The organism is Hymenobacter canadensis (assembly GCF_027359925.1).
GTDB classification, from domain to species: Bacteria; Bacteroidota; Bacteroidia; order Cytophagales; family Hymenobacteraceae; genus Hymenobacter; species Hymenobacter canadensis.
Genome location: NZ_CP114767.1, coordinates 3,588,674 through 3,609,055 on the forward strand (window position 1 = coordinate 3,588,674; position 20,382 = coordinate 3,609,055).

Here is a 20,382-nt window from a genome sequence, read left to right on the forward strand (position 1 = left end):
TGCCGCGGCTCAGCAGGCACAAAAACAAAGCAAAGTTAACGCAGCTGCGAGTAGTATACGCGGAGCTTGATATTGCTGCCGTCCAGCACGGCCCGCTCTAGGCCCAGGCCATAAGAGTTGCGCAGCGACGGTGACAATACGAAAGCGGCCGGTGAAACGCCACCTAGCTTATCATATACATATGCCTGTACGTAGCCCGTCATAATCATGCTGAAGTTCTGGTTGGCGTCCGACAGTGTATAAAGGCGGCCATTGGCAGCATTCTGGTAGTAGCCAAGCCCGCTGGTAAGATCATCAGCAATTGACGACAGTCCAGCACCTGTCTGTGGAACTCCATCCCGCAGGACAATCCGTTCAACCCGAGTGTTGAGCAACGGGCGGTACAACGATTGGTTGTTAGCATTTACTTCGTACAGGAAGGTGCTATCCGGTAGCGAGAATAACAGGTTGGCATACGGGCGTACCGGAATCAGCAGTTCGGCCCGGTTGATGGCAATGGCCGGGCTACCGTTAGCTTGTGGTGCCGCCAAGCCCTTCAGGATTTCCAAGCCCGGAATTTCCAGCTTGGCCCCGAAACCGTTGCCACCCTGCATGTACACCAAGCCATTTGTTTCAGATGCCGCTACCGACTGTGTAGCGCCGCCTGGCCCACCAAGTCGGCTCAAGGCTGAGCCAGTCGGCAGTTCGTTGGTAATCTGGGTGAAATAGCGGGGTGCGTCGTTGGTCGTCAGACGGGTCCAGCTGCCTTTGCTGAACGGGATGCTGTAACGGCCGCTGAGCTGGCCAGTATTCTTCTTGTTGGTGTAGTGATAGTAGAATACAGCCCGCGTCGTCACGGTAGCCCGCAATCCTACTACGGCCGTGTTGAAGTCTGCTACCGGCTGAAACGCAATGCCTTTCCAAATGGCATCCAGCGCCGCCTGGTTGAAGCCAGTCACTTTGAGGCGGTCAAATACGCTGGTTGCCAGCGTAGAAGTCTGGCTGCCGCCGTGCAGCTTCAGGCGTACCGTCCGGTCGGGCACAGTCACTTGGGTCCGGTTCGGTTTTGTGCCGGCCGAGTCCTTGCGCGTGCCATTCAGACGTGCCGAAAGGCCCCGTGCTATTTCCGGTCCGAATGCTACCGACGATGTAGAATTGTAGGCCGTACGGTCATCCAGCGGCTGGGCCAACTGAAAAATATTAACCCGCAGTGGAGTAGCCGACGAACCATACACCTCGTCAAACGGCATCTCCAACACGAGTGAGTCCAGGATGGCGTTCGGCGCAACAACCGTTTCAGTTCGCTTCACCTCAGTTGGAAGAGAGTCTATGGCCAAAGGCCGCAGCTTCAGGTTCAGGAAAGCCGTGGCGGCCGTAGAGCCCAGCACGTTTTCGCGCACTCTGCCTACCAGAAACCGGTCGGCTTTCTGGGTTTCGGTGGAGTCGCGCAGCACGGTGGAAGCCGTTACGGGAAAGTCGCGGTATTGGGTGTCGGCGTTGGCGGTGCCAGGTAGTTCCACGCCCAGATCGTTGGCGTCTTCGCAACTGGCGGCCGTAAACAGCAGCGTTGCGGAAAGTAGGGAAACCGACGCAAGCCGGCAGGCACTAGTTGGCCAATTCATTATAAAGTGCGTAGTAAGAGGTCAGTAGGTTTTCGTCGGCTCCTACCTGCCCGATCTGTTTGTTCTTCTTGTTCTGCGAGTATTCGGTGAAGATGGCGTTCAGGTTGTCGCTGAAGTTCTCATCCGATTTCACGATGGAGTCGGCGTATTCCATGCCGATTTTGATGAAGCCACCAAAGTCCGCCGTCTTCAAACCCGCCAGCATGTCATCATCGATATCCAGCATTTTAGCTTTTTCGATGATATCGCCGCCAAATTTGTGGTCGAATTCGTTGTTGTAAATCGTGAACACCGATTTGGCATCCTTGAAAATCGGGTCCTTCTTGTAGGTCGTTTTCAGGTACATCGGAATCAGACCCGTCATCCAGTCGTTGCAGTGAACGATGTCGGGAGCCCACCCTAACTTTTTTACCGTTTCCAGCACCCCTTTGCAGAAGAAAATAGCCCGCTCGTCATTGTCGGCGTGGAACTTGTCGTTCTTGTCAACCAATACCGACTTGCGGTGGAAATAGTCTTCATTATCAATGAAGTACACCTGCAGTTTGGCGTTCGGAATGGAAGCTACTTTGATAATCAGCGGTTTCTCATCTTCGCCCACAGCAATGTTGATACCTGAGAGGCGTACTACTTCGTGGAGCCGGTTTTTCCGCTCGTTGATGATGCCGAAGCGGGGAACGAAAATGCGGATTTCCATCCCCATTTCCTGCATGCCCTGAGGCAGGCGCCGCAAAAATTCCGCTACTTTGGTGGTCTGCAAAAACGGATCAATCTCCGTAGCCGCGTAGAGGATTCTCAACTTGGACATATCAGTCAGAAAAGGGTAGTTGGGGAAAGGCAACACGTTGGGGAGCACAAAATTAAACAAATTTGGGCGAAAATTCAACTAAACCCCTCTGGAGCCTGTCCAACAAGGCTACTACATCTATGGAGATACTGCACACGGCTGCCGCGTTGCATGCGTACACAGAAAATTGCCGGCGCGCCGGCCAACGCCTGGCCCTGGTGCCTACTATGGGCGCGCTTCATGCCGGCCATCTGCAGCTGGTGGAAGCTGCCGCCGAGGCCTGCGACGTGGTGATAGTCAGCATTTTTGTGAACCCCACACAGTTCAACAATCCTGACGACTTTCGGCTCTACCCGCGCCTGCCCGAGGCCGATGCGGCCCTGCTGGGCCCGGCGGGCTGCACAGTACTGTTTCTGCCCTCGGTGGAAGAAATGTACCCGCAGCCCTCGGTGCTGCACTTCGACTTCGGGCCGCTGGAGCGGGTGATGGAAGGTGCGCACCGGCCCGGCCACTTCAACGGCGTGGCTACGGTGGTGAGCAAGCTGTTCCATATGTGCCGGCCGCATCAGGCCTACTTCGGCCAGAAAGACTGGCAACAGGTGGCCGTGGTGCAGCAGCTGGTGCAGGATCTGTCATTTGATCTGGAGCTGGTGTCATTCCCGACCGTGCGTGAGCCGGATGGGCTGGCTATGTCCTCGCGCAACCGGCGGCTGTCGGCGGAGGCGCGGGCGGTGGCGCCGCGCCTGTATGAGGCGCTGGAGCAGGCGGCCGCCGCGGTGCGGAGTGGCCTAGCGCCGGCGCAGGTGCAGCAGCAGGCCGCCGCCTACATTGCGGCTGAGCCCGCCTTCACACTGGAGTATTTTGAAGTGGCCGATGCCCAGACGTTGCAGCCGGTAGCAACCCGGGAGCCCGGCCGCGCGGTGGTGCTGTGCCTGGCCGCGCACCTGGGAGGCGTGCGCCTGATTGACAACGTGGTGGTGCGGTAAGGCAGCTGAAGGAATGCCAGACGATGCACTCCTGCGTATCTTTGCGGTCCTATTCGCCAATTGCTTTTTTTCATGCACATCGAGGTTCTCAAATCGAAGATTCACCGCGTTAAGGTTACGCAGGCCGAGCTGCACTATGTAGGCAGCATCACCATCGACGAAGACCTGTTGGATGCGGCCAACATGGTGGAAAACGAGAAGGTCACCATTGTCAATATCAACAATGGCGAGCGGTTCGAAACGTACACCATCAAGGGCGAGCGGGGCTCGGGCATGATCTGCCTGAACGGCCCGGCGGCCCGCCGCGTAGCCGTGGGCGACATCGTCATCATCATCTCCTACGGCCTCATCGACTTCGCCGAAGCGCGGGCGCACCAGCCCACCATTATCTTCCCGGATCAGCACAACCGGCTGGTTTAACGGCTGAAAAGCTGCTGTATTGAATGGCGGGTCGTTCTAGAGGCTTTTAGAACGACCCGCCATTTAGCCGTTAAGCACTTCAATCATTTAGTTAGTGAAGCAACTTCTAAACATCCTCAAATACGCATTACTACTGTCCGTTTCGGGGCTGCTGATGTGGTACGCCGTGCGCGGCCAGGACCTGAGCCGCATCGTGGATACGGTGCGCGGCGCCAACTACTGGTGGCTGATGCTCACGATGGTGCTGTCGGTGCTGGGCTACCTGAGCCGGGCCTACCGCTGGAAGATGCAGCTCGACCCCACCGTAACCGGCCCGAAACCGGCTTTCTGGGACGTATACCACGCCATGATGGTGGGCAACCTGGCCAATATGGTGCTGCCCGGGCGGGTGGGCGAGGTAGTGCGCTGCTCGCTGCTGCAACGCACCAGCAAGGTGCCGGTGCAGGTCTCGCTGGGCACGGTTATTACCGAGCGGGTCATCGACGTGCTGGTGCTGCTGGGGTTGCTGACCACGGTGCTGCTCCTGGATTTCAAGACCTTCTGGGGTTTTGCCGATACCTACCTGCTGCAGGGCAAGGCCGATGCGCTGGCCCGCAACCGCAACGCGCTGGTAGCTGCCGCCGTGGTAGCGCTGCTGGCTTTGCTGATTTCGGGCTACCTGCTGTGGCGCAACCTGGAGCGCCTGCGCCAGAATACTGTATTCAACAAGATGCTCGGCTTCGTGAAAGGCCTGCTGGCCGGTGTGTTCAGCATCGTACGCATGGAAAATAAGGGGACCTTTCTGCTGCACACCTTCTTCACCTGGCTGGTGTACTACCTGATGGATTACCTGGCCTTTTTCGCCTTCCCCGAAACCTACGACCTGGGCATGCGGGCCGCGCTGGCGGTGCTGACGTTCGGAGCATTTGGGATGGCCGCGCCGGTGCAGGGCGGCATCGGGGTGTTCCATCTGCTGGTGCAGAGCACGCTGCTGGTGTATGGCATCAGCAAGGAAGGCGGCATTGCCTACGCGCTGGTGGTGCACGGCGCCCAGACGCTGCTGGTGGTGCTGATGGGCGGCATCAGCTTCCTGCTGAGCATGATGAAATCGGGGCAGCTGGCGCGCCGTGGCGTGGCGCTGCCTCTCGAAACCACTGAACTACCTGCTGATGTGGAGCAAAGATAAAATCCTGACCCGCGCCCAGCTGCTGCCGGTAGTGGCGGCCTGGAAAGCCGAAGGCCAGCGCGTAGTATTTACCAATGGCTGCTTCGACCTGCTGCACCTGGGCCACGTGGACTACCTGGAGAAGGCGCGCCACCTCGGCGACAAGCTGGTGCTCGGCCTCAACACCGACGCTTCCGTCAGCCGGCTCAAGCCGGGCCGGCCGCTGCAGGACGAAATGGCACGGGCCCGGATTCTGGCGTCGCTTTTGTTTGTGGATGCCGTAGTGCTCTTCGACGAGCAAACCCCGCTGGCGCTGATTGAAGCCGTGCTGCCCGACATTCTGGTGAAAGGCGACGACTACCCCATCAGTGGAATTGTAGGCCACGAAGTGGTGTTGCAACATGGCGGGCAGGTGCTCACCGTGCCGCTGGTGGCCGGCTACAGCACCTCGCGCATCGTCGAGCGAATTCTGACGGGGGCTTAGCGGCCGGGTTCTGGTGGATTTTGGTGAAGGCGCAGGCCTTGCAACCGTCAGAATGGCAGTCAGCTACCGTCTTTCACTTCCTTCCACCATCCTCATTTTGATGTACAGTATGAATCCGGCCTATATCATCGTTTTGCTCACCATGCTGGCCAGCTGGCTGATTCAGCGCCGCCTGAAAAGCAAGTTCGAGCAGTACTCGCAGGTAGGCCTGCGCAATGGCCTTTCCGGCCGGCAGATTGCCGAGCTGATGCTGGCTGACCACGGCATCACCGACGTGCGCGTCATCAGCACCGAGGGTCGCCTGACCGACCACTACAACCCCGCCGACAAAACCGTGAACCTGAGCGAAGCGGTGTTTGCGGAGCGCAGTGCCGCTGCTGCCGCCGTAGCGGCCCACGAGTGCGGCCACGCCGTGCAGCACGCCACCGCCTACAGCGCCTTGCAGTTCCGCTCGGCCATGGTGCCGGCCCTGAGCGCCGTGTCCAAGTTTATGCCCATTCTGTTGTTTGTGGGCGTGATTATGCTGCGCACCACGCCGCTTCCCTTGGGCATCGGGGTGGCGTTCTTCGCACTCACTACGCTGTTCAGCTTCGTGACGCTGCCGGTGGAATTCGACGCCTCCAAGCGGGCCCTGGCCTGGATGGACAAGCGCAACGTCGTGACGCCGCAGGAGCACGTAATGGCCAAAGACGCCCTGAAATGGGCGGCCATGACCTACGTGGTAGCGGCGCTGGGCTCTATGGCTACGCTGTTTTACTACGCCACCTTGCTCATGGGCCGCCGCCGCTAGCAGCGGCGGCGCTACCAAACAAAATAGCGGGTCTGTAGCTTTTCAGGCTGGATTCCGGTAAAAAATCCGGGCCAGCCACCGAATCTGCCGAATCTGCGCTTTAATTTTGAGGACAGTTTGGCTGCTGTGCAGCTAATACGCTCTGACGTTTTCCCCATCCCACCCCCTCCCTTTACCGCATGGATTTCCAGCTCACCGAAGAACAACTCGCCGTGCAGGCGGCCGCCCGTGACTTTGCTCAGAACGAACTCTGGGCTGGTGTAATTGAGCGCGACGAACACCAGAAGTTTCCTGCCGAGCAGATCAAGAAGATGGGCGAGCTGGGCTTCATGGGCATGATGGTGAGCCCCGAGTACGGCGGCGGCGGCATGGACACCGTGAGCTACGTGCTGGCCATGGAGGAAATCAGCAAAGTGGATGCTTCCTGCTCCGTTATCATGAGCGTGAACAACTCGCTGGTGTGCTGGGGCCTTGAGAAATATGGCAACGAGGAGCAGAAGCGCAAGTACCTGCCCGGCCTGACGTCCGGCGAAATCATCGGTGCTTTTGCCCTGAGCGAGCCGGAAGCTGGTTCCGACGCCACCAGCCAGCGCACCACTGCCGAAGACAAAGGTGACTACTACCTGCTCAACGGCACCAAAAACTGGATTACCAACGGCACCACGGCCTCCGTGTACCTCGTAGTAGCCCAGACTAACCCTGAGCTCAAGCACCGCGGCATCAACGTGCTGATTGTGGAGAAGGGCATGGAAGGCTTCCAGACCGCTCCCAAGGAAAACAAGCTCGGTATCCGCGGCTCCGATACTTGCTCGCTGCTGTTCACCGACGTGAAAGTGCCCAAGGAAAACCGCATCGGCGAGGATGGCTTCGGCTTCAAGTTCGCTATGCAGGTGCTGGCCGGCGGCCGGATCGGTATTGCGGCGCAGGCACTCGGCATTGCATCGGGTGCGTACGAGCTGTCGTTGAAGTACTCGAAAGAGCGCAAGGCATTCGGTGTGCCGATTTCGCAGCACCAAGCCATCCAGTTCAAGCTGGCCGATATGGCCACCAACATCGACGCCGCCCGCCTGCTGTGCCTGCAGTCGGCCCACGACAAGGATGCCCACCAGGACTACGCCAAGTCGGGCGCTATGGCCAAGCTGTTTGCCTCCAAGGTGGCCATGGACACGGCCGTAGAGGCTGTGCAGATCCACGGCGGCTATGGCTTCGTGAAGGAATACCACGTGGAGCGCATGATGCGCGACGCCAAAATCACCCAGATTTACGAAGGCACTTCCGAGATTCAGAAAATTGTAATCTCTCGGGAAATCCTGAAGTAAGAAGCGAATTGCCTAAAAGTCAGAAGTATTGCATTAAACCCAGTCGAATTTCGACTGGGTTTTTCGTTTTTGTGAATTTTTATATCTTAATTTGCATTACATAAGTCCGGCCACCCTTTTTACCGGGTTTACCCCAGTACCCAAACTGCCCTACGAAGATGGAAGATTACAATAAAGTGATAGAGTCGCTTGGCGTACGCTACATAAAAGCGAAGAATCTGGTGTTGCAGCAGCCCTTCACGGTACGCAACTCTTACGACGTCGGCAACAACCTTATTCTGCTCCACAAAGGCCGTATCACGTTCGGTGAGGAAGAGCAAGTGGTGGAAGAAGGCGAGATGCTCTTCATCCCCGGCGGCCGTGCCACCAAGGTGAACTACGGCGAATCGGCCGGCAAAGTCATCACCAACGACGACCTGATCAGCAACAAAGACAAGTTCTTCCACTCCAACTCCGACCTCGACCTGATTGGCGACGCCGAGGAGAGCCACTCGTTTGTGAGCTTCGAGGCCAAGGTGTTCGACTCGGTGAACTTCTTCGCCTCGCTGGACGTGCCGGCGTTCCTGATTTCCAACAACTCCAAGCTGGGTAACCTCATCATCAAAGTGGTAGAGGAAAGCCTGCAGGAGCTGCCGGGCCGGGAGCGGCTGATTACGATTTACACCGAGAACATCGTGGTGGAAATCGTGCGCTACATCCTCAAGAACAAGATGTTTGTGGAGCAGCTAGCTACCAACAGCACCTACTTCAAGGACCCGCGCCTCATCGACCTGTTCAACTACATCAAGGAAAACATCGGCGGTGACCTGAGCAACAAGGTGCTCAGCAACGTGGCCAACGTGAGCGAGGACTATGTGGGTCAGTATTTCAAGATGCTCACCGGCATCAACCCCCAGGACTACATCGAGTACCAGCGCATGGAGCGCGCCGTGTTCCTGCTACGTACCACCAAAAAGAGCATCCGCGACATCGGCAAAGAGGTCGGCTACAAAGACACGGCTTACTTCTGCCGTCGCTTTAAAATGATGTTCGGGATTCCGGCCGGCAAGATGCGCCGCCGCGAGTCGGCGATGAACATCTAAGCCTTTCCAGACGCTTTCCCGGCAATGTGCCGACCAAAAAAAGCCCCTTGCTACACTGGTAGCAAGGGGCTTTTTTTGGCTGGAAGCCGTTGGGGCCAACTGGTACTTTGCGATACCGCGGAAGCCCTAAGCTACATCCGAAACGGTGTTGAACGATTGTACTACGCGGGATACTTCAGCCAGAAACTCCGGCGTCTTTTCCACCTGGTTGCCGATTACGATGACATCGGCACCGGCGGCCAGTGCGGCCTGGGCTTTGTCGGCAGTATTGATGCCGCCACCTACAATAATGGGCACTTCCACGGCTTGGCGCACGGCCCGGATAGTGGCTGCGGCCACCGGGTACATAGCGCCGCTGCCCCCATCGAGGTACATCAGGCGCAGACCCAGCTGCTCGCCGGCCATGGCGGTGCAGGCCGCAATGGTGGGCTTGTCGTAGGGGAGGGGCGTGGTGCCGCTCATGTAGCTGGCAGTGGTCTGGCGGCCGGTGTCCACGAGCAGGTAGCCGGTGGGTAGAATCTGCAGGTTGCTCTGGCGCAGCAGCGGGGCCGCAACCACGTGCTGCCCAATCAGAAACTCGGGGTTGCGGCCCGAAATCAGACTCAGCAGCAGAATGCCGTCGGCCTGTGGATCGAGGTGCAGGCTATGACTAGGAAAAAGCAGCACCGGCACCGCCGAATGCTGCTTAATCAGTTGAATGAGGGCAGTCTGGTGGGAATTCATCACCAGACTGCCGCCCACAAAAAAGTAGTCTACGGGATGCGCCTCGCTTAGCGCCAGCACCTGGCGGCAGCCTGCTTCAGTCAGATTATCAGGGTCGAGCAGGATGGCCAGCGATTTGCGGCCGTGGGCACGGCGCTTGCTAAGACCATCATAGAGGCTGGTGAGGCGCATTCGCGTCGTCGTGGTGATAAGTAAAGTCGATGTCCCGGGTTTCCGGCTCCGCTGGGGAGGTTGCAAGGTCGGGATTTTTGAGCATCGGCAAATACTCGTTCAGTTTTTTGGCAACTACGGCCATCAGCACGGCTGTGGCCTGTGCTACCAGCATTTTGCCGGTGTCCGACTGCAGGAATACCCGGAACGTATCGGCTACAATAGAAGAAGCCTCGGCCTGCGGCGCGTGCTGCTGCTGCTGCTCATAAGCTGGCTGCCGGGCCGGTGCATACGACTGTACCTCGGCCCCGATGGGCTGAAAAGGGTCATGCGCAGTGTCATCGGACGAAGCCAGGGGCGTGGCGTGATACACCTCGGGCGCAAGGTGGGCGCGCTCATGGTGGGAAGGCTGCTGGCCGCGGTCGGCCTGGTGGCTGGTGCCGAAGCCCAGATCATCGTCGGCGCTGGGCACCGGAGAGCGGTGCTTGCGCAGCGTGCGGGCGGCCCGGCCGCCCGGCAATGCGGCCGGTGGCTGCTGGCGGCCGCGCAGCACTTTGTCCTTCTTGCCGCCAAAGGCTTTCGACAACAGCCAGACGCCGGCCAATACGCCGGCCCCGATGGCCACGTACTTGCTGGCCTGCTGGGTTTTTTCTTTAATCTCCTCCACGTCGCCCATCAGAGCACGCTCGTATTCCAGCTTCTGGCGTTCCAGAAACTCTTTCTCGTCTTCAAACAAGGGGTTGGTCAGTTCGGCCATGTCGGATTAGGCTTGACGTTTGTCGGATTTGTAGATGGTGTTGTCGAGGAGCTTGTCAGCCACTCCCTGGAATACTTTCTTATCAACGCCTACCACAAACACAATCAGCAGCACCAGATAGAAGCCGGCCACGATGCCGAAGCCCCAATAAGAGCTGTCCAGCTGCTCATTGAGCAGCAGGGCGATAAACAGGTTCAGAAACAGGAAAAACACCAGCCCGATGCCGGCCATAGCCGCGCCGTGCATGGTGCCTACCATGGCGCCCTTCACTTTCTGCTGCACTTCCAGCCGCATCAGGTCGATGCGGGTGTCCAGATAGCCCTTCAGATTCCCGATGATATTGTCGGTGCGGGGAGTTTTAGTAGCGTCGTCGTCGTCGGAGAAAAGGCCCATGAGCGGGAGATAATTTGCGGAAAACCATGTTTCGGAAGCAGGGGCTGAACTCCGGGCGCGTGGCCCGGTTTTCAGATAGCCCATTCATACGGGAAAAGTGCGCGCGTGTCTGAAACCCGGCGTATTTTTACCCGCAAGTGTCTGCATCTTGAGCCAGAATCATTACCACGTATTAGGCATAGCCACCACCGCTACAACGGCCGATGTGAAGCGTGCCTACCGGCGGCTGGCGGTAGAGCTGCATCCCGACAAGCACGGCGGCAGTGCCCTGTACGAGGAGCGGTTTAAGGCCGTGGCCGTGGCCTACGGCGTGCTCGGCGACCCCAACCGCCGGGCCGCCTACGACCAGCAGCTGCGCCAGGGTGCCCAACGGGCCGCCGAGCAGCAACGGCAGCAGCAGTACCGCGCCCCCACCCAGCACGTGTACGGGGTGCCCATGCCGCCGCCCGCGCCGCTGCGCACCCGGCGGCCGGCCGGCGCCGGCGAGCGGCACTACCGCACCATTCCTAAGCAGCGCCGCTTCACGCGCCGCGACTACCTGCTCACGTTTGGGCTGCTGGCCACTATCCTGGCGTTTGTACTGGGCGGCAAGCTCATCATGGACCACGTGACGGCCGTGAGCAACTACGAAGACGGCCTGCAGGCTTACCGCCGGGCCCGGTGGTCGACGGCGCACGCCTACTTCACGCAGGCGCTGCACTTCAAGCCCGAGTTCGGGGCCGCGCTGCGGCGGCGAGGCGAGATAGAGCAGCTGATAAACCGCGACTATGCCGCCGCCCGCGCCGACTATGAGGCCGCCCTTACGGATGCCGAGCCGGCCGCCGAGCGGGCCCACCTGCTGTTTCGGGTGGGGCAATGCCTGGCGGGTCTTGGCGAGGCCGCTGCCGCCGAGCAGAGCCTTACCGTGTCGTTGGCGCTGGATTCAACGCAGAGCACGGCCTGGCTGGCCCGGGGTGAGGTGCGCCTGTTTGAGCAGCAGACCTTTGCCCAGGCCGCCGAAGACCTGACCACCGGCCTACGCCTGCGCACCCGGGCCGGCCGGCCGCTTCCCATCAAATACCTGACCTACCGGGGCCTGGCCTACTACAAAATGCAGGACCTGACCCAGGCCCGCGCCGACTACCGCCAGGTGCTCGAAACCAACCCGGACAATGGGCAGGTGCACTTTCTGCTGGGGCGCCTGGCCCAGCAGGAAGGCAACGCCCCGGCTGCCTGCGAGTTTTTCGAGCGGGCCGTGCGCCTCGGCTACACCTACGCCGACGAGGCCCGCCGCCAGAATTGCCCCTGAGTTTAGTTGCTCGTTGTCAGTTGTCAGAACTGTACTGACAACGAGCAACTGACAACTACTCAATATCAATCAAAAAAAGCGCCTTCCCAGCCGGGAAGGCGCTTTTTGTTGGTGCAGAAACACCAGTTGGGTTAGGGCATCAGGACTTTGTCGATTACGTGAATCACGCCGTTGCTCTGGGTCACGTCGTAGGTGGAGATGGTCGAGACGTTGCCTTTCTCATCTACCAGCACCACGTTTTTGGGGCCGTTCATCATGGCTTTCAGGGTGCCGCCGCTTACGGTTTTGAGGCTGGCGGTGCCTTTGCCGGCTTTGATGGCGGCCATAATCTTGTCGGCGGTCATGTTGCCGGCTACCACGTGGTAGGTCAGGATTTTGGTGAGGGTAGCCTTGCTCTCAGGCTTCACCAGCGTTTCAACGGTGCCGGCTGGCAGGGCGCTGAAGGCGGCATTGGTAGGAGCGAATACCGTGAAGGGGCCTTTGCCCTGCAGCGTTTCCACGAGGCCCGCGGCTTTCACGGCGGCTACCAGCGTGGTGTGGTCGGCCGAGTTGACGGCGTTTTCCACAATGTTCTTATTCGGGTACATGGCCTGGCCGCCTACCGATACGGTGCCGGGCGTCATTTTGGCCTGAGCCTGAGCCGAAGAAACCGAAGCAGCGCCCATAAAGGCCATAACAGCGAAAGAAAGAAGGGTCTTTTTCATAATCAGAGAAGCGAGAAGAAGGGGGTGGTTGATTTGAAAGCACTTACGCCCGCTGGTGTCTGATTGGATTTATTACATGTGAAAAATATTTTATCACGCCTATGCCCTGCTGCGCTAAGGCGCTGGGCTGCTGCCCGAAAGCGGCGGCGGCTTATTGCCCGGCCCCGGCTACGCTACCGGCAGCGTGAAGCGGAAAGTGCTGCCGCTGCCCAGCTCGCTTTCCACCCACAGCTGCCCGCCCTGGCTGCCGATGAACTCGCGGGCAATGCTCAAACCCAGCCCCGAGCCGCCCCGGTAGCCGGTTTTGTCAGGAATCTGTACGAAGCGCTGGAAGATTTTTTCCTGGTACTGGGGCGCAATGCCGGGGCCGTGGTCCTGCACCAGCACCTCCACCTGCTGCCCGCCCGGGGCCAGCGCCGCCCGAATGTGCAGCTGCCCCTGCTCGGGCGAGTAGCGGATACCGTTGGCCAGCAGGTTGAGCAGTACCCAGGTGGTCTTCTCGATGTCGGCGCGCACGGCGGGCAACTCGGCGGGCACCTGAATATCCAGCGTGAGCTGCTTGGGCTGGAGCTGAAGCTGGATGGTATCGGCGGCAAACTGCACGATGTCGCGCACCTGGGTGGGCTGGAAGTTGAGCTGGATATTGCCCGATTCCAGCCGCGACACGTCAATCAACTCGCCCACCAGCTTCAGCAGCCGCTGGTTTTCCTGCTTGATGGTGGCCAGAATCCGCTGCTGCTCCTCGTTCACGGAGCCCACTTTGCCGTTTTGCAGCAGCTTCAGGCTGAAGTTGATGCTCGACAGCGGCGTTTTCAGCTCATGCGACACCGTAGCCAGGAAATTCGATTTGGCCTGGTCCAGCTTCTTGTACTCCGACACGTTGTGCAGGGTGAGGATGGAGCCCACGAACTCCATCTTGTCCAGCGCCTCGTTGAAGCTGATGACGTCGTTCACGGCCACGCGGTAGTACACTTCCTCGCCGTTCTGGGCCAGCGTGAGCACCGGGGCGGCCTCCTGGGGTCGTTGGGCGGCGGGCGTATCCAGGTGGCGCAGCAGCTCCCGGAACAGGTCGTTGTGGCGGGCCAGCTCGTCGGCCGGCTGGCCCAGCAGCTCGGCGGCCGGTAGGGCCAGCAGGTTAGCCGCTACGGGGTTTACCAGCAGCACCCGGCGGTTTTCATCCACCAGCAGCAGGCCCTCATCGAGGTTGTTCACGATGCTGGCGGCGCGGTTGCGCTCGGCCATCAGTTGGGCCAGCGTGGAGGTGCGGTAGTCTTGAAGCTGCACCAGCATGCGGTTGAAGGCCCGCGCCACGGTGCCAAACTCGTCGTGGCTCTCCACCGGAATGGAGGCCGAGTAATCCTGGTTGGTGGCGTTTTCGATGCTGGCCGTAAGCTTGCGCAGGCCACTGACAGCCGCCTCGGGCACGCTCAGCACAAACAGCAACGAGGTCAGCAGCGCGAAGGTGAGCAGGGCCAGCACGTAGCGCTGCTGCTGGGTGGCGGTGCGGTTGGCGGCTTCGTTTTTGCGGGTGAGGGCCTGGGTGTTCAGGTCAATCATGCGGTAAGTCTGGGCGCGGAGCCGGGCGGCGGTGGCGGCCTGGGGCAGCCGCTCGTAGCGGGCCAGCGTGGCCGTGAGGCTGTCAACCACCGCCTGCTCGCCGGTTTCGGTCACGTTGCCGGCTTCGCGGGTGAGGGCCGTCCGGAACCGGACCAGTCCGGCGGGCGGTGCAGCCTGCATGCTGTCGAGGGCGCGCAGCATCTGTTGGCCCAACTCCACGGAGTAGAAGTTGTCCTGCAGCACGTTGCGCGCCGTACGGTCGAGCCGGTTGAGCGAGAACAGGGTGAAGGCACTCACGCCCAGCAGCAGCAGCAGCATGGTGATAAAGGCCAGGGTGATTTTGGTTTTGAGGTTCATGGGCGGGGTGGTGTTCTAATTGACCGTCATGCTGAGCGAAGGCGCAGCCGCAGTCGAAGCATTTCTACCGCTTCGTTGCACTGATATTTAATTAGCCAGAGGTAGAGATGCTTCGGCTACGGCTGCGCCTCCGCTCAGCATGACGTTCTATAGGGCGTTGGCTACTTTAATAACTCACCAGAAACACGTCCACGTCCAGCGGGGAGCGGGCTACGGCGCGGATGAGGCGGCCCGTGACGCCCCGGCGCAATAGGCGCTGCCACCAGCTTTTCTCGCCCGTTACGCCGCAAATCAGCAGCGTGACGCCTTTTTCCTGGGCGATGCGCAGGATTTCGGGCACTACTTCGGGGGCTTTTACGCGCAGAATCTGTCCGCCCAGCTCGGTGGTGAGCTGCAGGTTGTTGAGTAGGTGGCGCTGGGTGGCCAGGTTGATGCGGTCGGCCGATTCGCGGGGCGTCTGCACGTAGAGCACGTACCAGCCGGCGGCCGAGAGGCGGTCGGCGAGGCGCGAGGTTTTGCGGATGATTTCCTTGGCGGCGGGGGCGTTGGCGTTGATGCAGGCCAGCAGGCGGTCCTGGTTGCGGCGCTCGGGGGCCACGGGCGCGGCCCCGCCCCCGTCGGTTTCAATCTGGCGGCTGATGAGGTTGGCGGTTTCGCGCACGGCCAGCTGGCGCAGCTGCAGCAGGTTTTCGGCCTGAAAGAAGTTCTGCAGGGCCGTGGGCACCTTGGCTGCATCGTAGATTTTGCCTTCCTCCAGCCGGCCGCGCAGCTCACCCACGGTCAGGTCCACGTTCACCACTTCGTCGGCCAGTTTCAGCACCTGGTCGGGCACGCGCTCCGTCACGTCGGTGCCGGTGATGCGCAGCACCTGGTCGTGCAGGCTTTCGAGATGCTGGATGTTGATGGCCGTCAGTACCGAAATGCCGGCCCGCACCAGCTGCTCCACGTCCTGCCAGCGTTTCTCGTTTTCGGAGCCGGGTACGTTGGTGTGGGCCAGCTCATCCACCACCACCACCGAGGGGCGGCGCTGCAGAATGCCCTGCACGTCCATTTCCTCCAGCATGCGGCCCTTGTAGAAGATGTGCTTGCGCGGCACCGTGGGCAGGTCGCGCAGCTGGGCCACGGTGCCGGGGCGGCCGTGGGTTTCCACGTAGCCCAGCACCACATCCACGCCGTGGGCGCGCAGCTCGTGGGCTTCCTGCAGCAGGCGGTAGGTTTTGCCCACGCCGGCGGCCAGCCCCAGGTACACCTTCAACCGGCCGCGCCGCCGCTGCTGCACCAGCCGCAGAAACCGCTCGGCTGATTGGTCGCGCTGTTGGTCGTCGTTGCTCATGGGGTGGAATGGGTGAATGAATCGGTGTAGAGACGCAATAGTTGGAGTCTCATCGTTGCTGATGTTGTTTGCAATCGTGCCGTTCCGCATCGTTCAACGACGAGACGCAAGATGTTGCGTCTCTACACCTCTGCCTGGCTACTCCCGTTGCAAATGCAGCTCGGGCCGGGCGGGCATGTGCAGGGGCACGTTTTCGATGACGAAGGAGCTGTTGTCGAGGCCGAAGCTTTCGGTTTCGGAGGCGCCCAGGCGCTTGAGCCAGCCGTGCAGGCGCAGGGCCAGCCGCTGCCAGCCGCGCAGCAGGTATTCGTAGGGCAGGGTTTTGTTGAGAATCACGAACTGGAAGTCGCCGGCCATGTCCTGGCCGCGCAGGCTTTCGTAGCGGCTGGTAATGTCCACCTCCCCGTTCTGCACCAGCTCCGTGACCACCTGCCGGAACATGTAGTTGAGGGCATGGTCGACGCGGAAGCCCAGGTAGAAATCAATGCGCACCAGCTCGTTGGGCAGCACGTGCGTCACGTGGTAGCGGCGGGTGTAGGGGTCGTCGGTGGTGTGCACGTGGATGAGGTAGTACACATCGGCCCGCTTGGGGCGCTTCTTGAAGATGCTGTGGATGATGCCGTTTTCCACCTGCCGGGCATCGTCGGACTTGGTGAGGTACACCAGGTGGGTGGCGTATTTGGACACCGTTTGGTCGTTGCTGAGCTCCTGCAGCAGCGGCAGGTACTCGGCCAGGGGCGTGAATTCGGTGAGGTCGTTGCGGATGCGCTGGCCTGCAATCCAGCTCAGCATCACCAGCAGAATAACGGCCCCCAGCAGCACCGAGAGCCAGCCGCCGTGGGTGAACTTGGCCAGATTGGCCACCAGATACGACCCCTCAATCAGTACGTACGTGCCAATCAGCAGCGTAATCCAGACCGGATTGACGCGCCGCATGCGCAGGTAGAACGCCAGCAGGGCCGTAGTCATGAGCATCGTCACCGTCACGGCCAGCCCAAACGCCGCCTCCATGTTGCCCGACTCGCGGAAGTACAGCACCACGCCCACGCAGCCGGTGCACAGCAGCCAGTTGAGCGAGGGCACGTAGGCCTGTCCGCGCAGCTCGGTGGGGTAATCGACCTTCACTTTGGGCCAGAAATGCAGGCGCAATGCCTCAATCACCAGCGTGAACGAGCCCGAAATGAGGGCCTGCGAGGCAATGATGGTGGCCAGCGTACACAGCCCGATGGCCGGCAGCAAAGCCCACTGCGGAATCAGCAGGAAAAACAGGTTCTGCTCGCCCAGCGGCGGCCCCAGGTGCTGCAGCAGCCAGGCCCCCTGGCCTAGGTAATTGAGCAGCAGGCAAATCTTGACGAAGGTCCAGGAGCCGTAGATGTTCTTACGGCCGACGTGGCCCATGTCGGCGTACAGAGCCTCGGCGCCGGTGCTGCACAGGAAGATGGAGCCCAGCAACCAGAAAGCACCCGGCACCTGCGTGACCATGTGCAGGGCGTAATAGGGGTTGAAGGCGCGCAGGATGCTCAGATCCTGGCTGAGGTGGTACACGCCCAGCACGGCCAGCATCGAGAAAAACACCGTCATCACTGGCCCGAACAGCTTGCCGATAATCTGGGTGCCGAACTGCTGAAACGCAAACAGCGCCACCAGAATCCCGATGACGATGGGCACTGTGTTGATATTGGGCCAGACCATGCGCAGCCCTTCAATGGCCGAGGCCACCGAAATGGGCGGCGTGATGATGCCATCGGCCAGCAGCGCCGCCGCCCCGATAATGGCTACCAGGTAAAGCCAGCGCACCGGCAGCCGCCGCAGCCGGGCATACAACGCCAGAATGCCCCCCTCGCCGTGGTTGTCGGCGCGGAGGGCAATGAGCACGTACTTCACGGTGGTGAGCAACGTCAGCGTCCAGATAACTGAGGAAATAGTGCCCAGCACCACATCCTCCGTTACGGGCCGGCCGGCAAACACGCCGCGCACCGTGTACAGCGGCGAGGTGCCGATATCCCCATATACAATGCCTAAAGCCACCAGCATTCCGGCCGGGGTAGCGCGCTGCAGCGCGGAAGAAGAGGAGGACGTCATGCCCGAAAACTAGGGAGAAATACGTGTGCGTTGGTGGCAGGCAGAATAGCCCCGCTACCCCTGGCCGCGGAGCAGCGTCTTGGCGGTGCGCTCTAGCTGGCGGGCCTGCTGTTGCAACTGCTCGGCCAGATGGCGTTGGCTGTCCGACAGCTCGGCTGGAGCGGCCGGAGCGGTGCCGGGGCGGTGGTGGCGGGTAATGAGGTCCAGCGGGCCGCTGGAGTCGATGCGGGGCGTGCCGTCGGCGGTTTCGTAGCCTTCGAGGCGGCGGGCCATGTCGTTGAAGGCCTGGGCCACGGGCGCAAACTCGTCGTGGGCGCGCACGGGCAGGCGCTGGTCGTAGTGGCCCTCGGCCACCCGCCGGATGCCGGCCGTCAGCTCCTGCACCGGCTTGGTCAGGTAGTCGGGGAAGCTGAAGATGAACGAGAGCGTGGCCAAAATACCCACGGTGGCCAGCAGTCCCAGCGTACCGATGGTGCGGTTGGCAATGCGGCGGGTGCGCACGCTCTGCTGCTCAATGGCTCGCAGATTCAGAGTAGCCACCCGGCCCACCTGCCCGCGCACCTGCTGGTAGAGGCCGGCCGGGGCCTTCACCTGCGCCGCGTACTTCCCAAACGAGGCCGCCAGCGAATCGGCCAGCTCCTGTTCGCCGGGCTCCGTGATGTTGCCCTGCTCGGCCCGCAGGCTGCGCCGGAAGGCGGCCTCGGCGCGGACCGAAGCCACTGGGTCCGCCTGCTGTGCCGCCCGCAAATCCGACAACGCATCGGACATGGCCCGGGCGTAAGCTACCGAGCGGTAGTTGTCCTGCAGAGTGGCCGCCGAGCTGCGCGAGAGTTGATAGAGGAAATACGCCCCCACCCCGCTCAGCAGCAGAATAATCACGAACAGAAAGCTCAGGCCCAGCGTGAGGCGGGCTTTGATGGTACGGGCCATGATGCGTGGTCAGCTAGAAGGTGAAACCATTGCCAAGCCGCCGAACGGCTGGGTATTGAGTAGTTGGTATTGAGTAGCAGGTATTTGTTTTTTTTAACAAACCACTGTCTCACAAATGATTAACACTGCTACTAAATGAAGCTGTTCAGAAAGTCGTAAGTAATCAACAGCACGTCATGCTGAGCTTGTCGAAGCATCTCTACCGCTTCGCCAGATAGCATGCAACGAAGCGGTAGAGATGCTTCGACAAGCTCAGCATGACGTTCTTTTCAAATTCCCAAACACACTCTAAAACGACAGCGCGATGCTGCTGGTGAGGTTGCCGTAGTTGCGCGTAGGGTTGCCGTTGCGGTCCGTCAGGAAGGGCTGGCGGCCGTGGAAGGTTCGGCCCTCTACCCGCACCGTCACGTTGCTGGTGGGCGCGTAGTCGAGGTTGAGCGAGGCCGCCTGCACCTTGAAATCGGTGGCGGCGGCCACCGGCGAAATGGCGCTGATGATGACGCCCCGGTCGGCGTTGTAGTACTCGGCGCGGGCGGCGGCGGTCCACTTGTCGGCCAGCTTGTAGCGCACGAAGGCCGCGCCGGTGTGCCAGGTATCGGCCTTGCCGCCGCGCTGCTCATTCTCCTGCTTGCCCACGTCGAACACCAGGGCCAGGCTGAGGCGGTCGGTGGCGGCGTAGCTCATGTAGAAATCGTGGAAGTAACGGCGGCGGCGCACCGAGTCCTGGGGCTGCTCGTTGCCGTAGAAGGTGCTGCTGTTGATGAGCAGCTTATCGGTGGGCTTCCACTGAATTTGGGTACCCAGGGCCTTGGCCTGGTTGTTTTCGCGGATATTCTGCCAGCCGTTGAGCACCAGCCCGGTCAGCGTGAGCTTCGGCGACACCTCGTAGGTCAGCCGCGCCCCGGCCTCGTAATAGGGCGAGTTTTCGGCCATCAGGGAGCGGGTCAGTGTCCAGTTGTCTTTACTCAGCGCCGACTCAAACCCGATGTGCGAGCCGAAAATCCCCACGTCCAGCCACGCCTTTTTGAAGGGCCGGAAGCCCGCGTAGGCTTCGTAGAGATGCTTGAGCACCTGGTCTTCGGCCGCGTAGTTGGCCGATACGTAGGAGCCCGCGTGCAGGCCCAGTGCCCCGCGTACCTGCCCGTTGTCGTAGCGCAGGCCGATAACGGCGTTGTTCACCGTAAACTCGTTCTGGCGGTTGTGCGAGTACAAGAAGCTGGGCCGCTGGTTGGTGGCCGCGTGCTTGAAATCATAGCCGTAATAGCCATCCACGAACCCGTAGGTGGTCAGCGGATTGGCCGGAGCCGCCGGGGCTGCCGTGGAATCGGGCGTGGTTTGCGCCATAGCGGCCGAAGCTGTGAGCAGTGCCGTAGCGGTAAGGAGAACCAGTGGTTTCATGGGGGGGAAGCGTCCGTTGCAGGGGCGCAAAGTGAGAAGGGAGAGGCGAAAGTAGGAATAGATGGCTCAGGCGGCGCGGGCGTCCCAGGGTTGAAACCCT

At 60.7% G+C, this 20,382-nt stretch carries 19 protein-coding genes; 8 read left to right on the plus strand and 11 right to left on the minus strand.

Annotation, left to right across the window (positions count from 1 at the left end):
- Positions 1-35 precede the first annotated feature (35 nt).
- Together O3303_RS15390 and O3303_RS15395 are read right to left on the minus strand one after the other, a co-directional pair.
- Positions 36-1,601 carry a DUF4270 family protein gene (locus tag O3303_RS15390; protein ID WP_269559275.1) on the minus strand — a complete coding sequence of 522 codons (1,566 nt, stop codon included), beginning with the start codon at positions 1,599-1,601 and terminating at the stop codon, positions 36-38.
- Positions 1,585-2,406, minus strand: a complete 822-nt coding sequence (locus tag O3303_RS15395; protein WP_187317397.1) for a glycogen/starch synthase — start codon at positions 2,404-2,406, stop codon at positions 1,585-1,587. The genes O3303_RS15390 and O3303_RS15395 overlap by 17 nt, the downstream gene beginning before the upstream one ends.
- A 119-nt stretch (positions 2,407-2,525) precedes the next feature.
- Between O3303_RS15395 and panC the strand changes: the two genes are divergently transcribed.
- The 7 genes from panC (at position 2,526) to O3303_RS15430 (ending at position 8,610) form a co-directional block, all read left to right on the plus strand.
- Complete coding sequence (gene panC, locus O3303_RS15400; protein WP_269559276.1) at positions 2,526-3,371, plus strand: pantoate--beta-alanine ligase; 846 nt, start codon at positions 2,526-2,528, stop codon at positions 3,369-3,371.
- Between the two features lie 72 nt (positions 3,372-3,443).
- The gene (panD, locus tag O3303_RS15405) at positions 3,444-3,791 is read left to right on the plus strand and encodes an aspartate 1-decarboxylase (RefSeq protein ID WP_187317395.1); all 348 of its coding nucleotides are present in this window, start codon (positions 3,444-3,446) and stop codon (positions 3,789-3,791) included.
- A gap of 94 nt (positions 3,792-3,885) precedes the next feature.
- The gene (locus O3303_RS15410; protein WP_269559277.1) at positions 3,886-4,956 is read left to right on the plus strand and encodes a lysylphosphatidylglycerol synthase transmembrane domain-containing protein; all 1,071 of its coding nucleotides are present in this window, start codon (positions 3,886-3,888) and stop codon (positions 4,954-4,956) included.
- Positions 4,940-5,419 (plus strand): D-glycero-beta-D-manno-heptose 1-phosphate adenylyltransferase, encoded by a 480-nt coding sequence (gene rfaE2 / locus O3303_RS15415; RefSeq protein WP_269559278.1) that lies wholly within the window; start codon positions 4,940-4,942, stop codon positions 5,417-5,419. The genes O3303_RS15410 and rfaE2 overlap by 17 nt, the downstream gene beginning before the upstream one ends.
- 109 nt (positions 5,420-5,528) lie before the next feature.
- Positions 5,529-6,209, plus strand: a complete 681-nt coding sequence (locus O3303_RS15420; protein ID WP_269559279.1) for a zinc metallopeptidase — start codon at positions 5,529-5,531, stop codon at positions 6,207-6,209.
- A 179-nt stretch (positions 6,210-6,388) separates the two neighbouring features.
- On the plus strand, positions 6,389-7,528 hold the full coding sequence (locus tag O3303_RS15425; protein ID WP_269559280.1) for an acyl-CoA dehydrogenase family protein: 1,140 nt from the start codon (positions 6,389-6,391) through the stop codon (positions 7,526-7,528).
- A gap of 158 nt (positions 7,529-7,686) precedes the next feature.
- Complete coding sequence (locus O3303_RS15430) at positions 7,687-8,610, plus strand: helix-turn-helix domain-containing protein (RefSeq protein ID WP_269559281.1); 924 nt, start codon at positions 7,687-7,689, stop codon at positions 8,608-8,610.
- A gap of 126 nt (positions 8,611-8,736) precedes the next feature.
- On the opposite strand, the gene O3303_RS15435 is transcribed toward O3303_RS15430, so the two are convergent.
- From O3303_RS15435 to O3303_RS15445, 3 genes are read right to left on the minus strand one after another with little or no spacing between them, the layout of a single operon-like run.
- Entirely contained in the window at positions 8,737-9,504 is a 768-nt protein-coding gene (locus tag O3303_RS15435; protein WP_269559282.1) for a geranylgeranylglyceryl/heptaprenylglyceryl phosphate synthase, read from the minus strand.
- Entirely contained in the window at positions 9,482-10,240 is a 759-nt protein-coding gene (locus O3303_RS15440; RefSeq protein ID WP_269559283.1) for a hypothetical protein, read from the minus strand. Before O3303_RS15440 ends, O3303_RS15435 begins: the two co-directional genes overlap by 23 nt.
- 6 nt (positions 10,241-10,246) lie before the next feature.
- Positions 10,247-10,633, minus strand: coding sequence for a phage holin family protein (locus tag O3303_RS15445; protein ID WP_269559284.1), 387 nt, complete (start codon positions 10,631-10,633; stop codon positions 10,247-10,249).
- A 148-nt stretch (positions 10,634-10,781) separates the two neighbouring features.
- Between O3303_RS15445 and O3303_RS15450 the strand changes: the two genes are divergently transcribed.
- Positions 10,782-11,921 (plus strand): J domain-containing protein, encoded by a 1,140-nt coding sequence (locus tag O3303_RS15450; protein WP_269559285.1) that lies wholly within the window; start codon positions 10,782-10,784, stop codon positions 11,919-11,921.
- A gap of 131 nt (positions 11,922-12,052) precedes the next feature.
- On the opposite strand, the gene O3303_RS15455 is transcribed toward O3303_RS15450, so the two are convergent.
- From O3303_RS15455 to O3303_RS15480, 6 genes are all read right to left on the minus strand, one after another.
- On the minus strand, positions 12,053-12,625 hold the full coding sequence (locus O3303_RS15455; protein WP_269559286.1) for a fasciclin domain-containing protein: 573 nt from the start codon (positions 12,623-12,625) through the stop codon (positions 12,053-12,055).
- Between the two features lie 168 nt (positions 12,626-12,793).
- On the minus strand, positions 12,794-14,539 hold the full coding sequence (locus tag O3303_RS15460) for a HAMP domain-containing sensor histidine kinase (RefSeq protein WP_269559287.1): 1,746 nt from the start codon (positions 14,537-14,539) through the stop codon (positions 12,794-12,796).
- A gap of 166 nt (positions 14,540-14,705) precedes the next feature.
- Positions 14,706-15,872, minus strand: a complete 1,167-nt coding sequence (locus tag O3303_RS15465; protein ID WP_269559288.1) for a sensor protein KdpD — start codon at positions 15,870-15,872, stop codon at positions 14,706-14,708.
- 138 nt (positions 15,873-16,010) lie between these two features.
- Positions 16,011-17,954: a KUP/HAK/KT family potassium transporter gene (locus O3303_RS15470; protein WP_269559289.1), complete on the minus strand. Its 1,944-nt coding sequence runs from the start codon at positions 17,952-17,954 to the stop codon at positions 16,011-16,013.
- Positions 17,955-18,008: 54 nt separating this feature from the next.
- Positions 18,009-18,884 carry a HAMP domain-containing protein gene (locus O3303_RS15475; RefSeq protein WP_269559290.1) on the minus strand — a complete coding sequence of 292 codons (876 nt, stop codon included), beginning with the start codon at positions 18,882-18,884 and terminating at the stop codon, positions 18,009-18,011.
- 288 nt (positions 18,885-19,172) lie between these two features.
- The gene (locus O3303_RS15480; protein WP_269559291.1) at positions 19,173-20,282 is read right to left on the minus strand and encodes a porin; all 1,110 of its coding nucleotides are present in this window, start codon (positions 20,280-20,282) and stop codon (positions 19,173-19,175) included.
- Positions 20,283-20,382 lie beyond the last annotated feature (100 nt).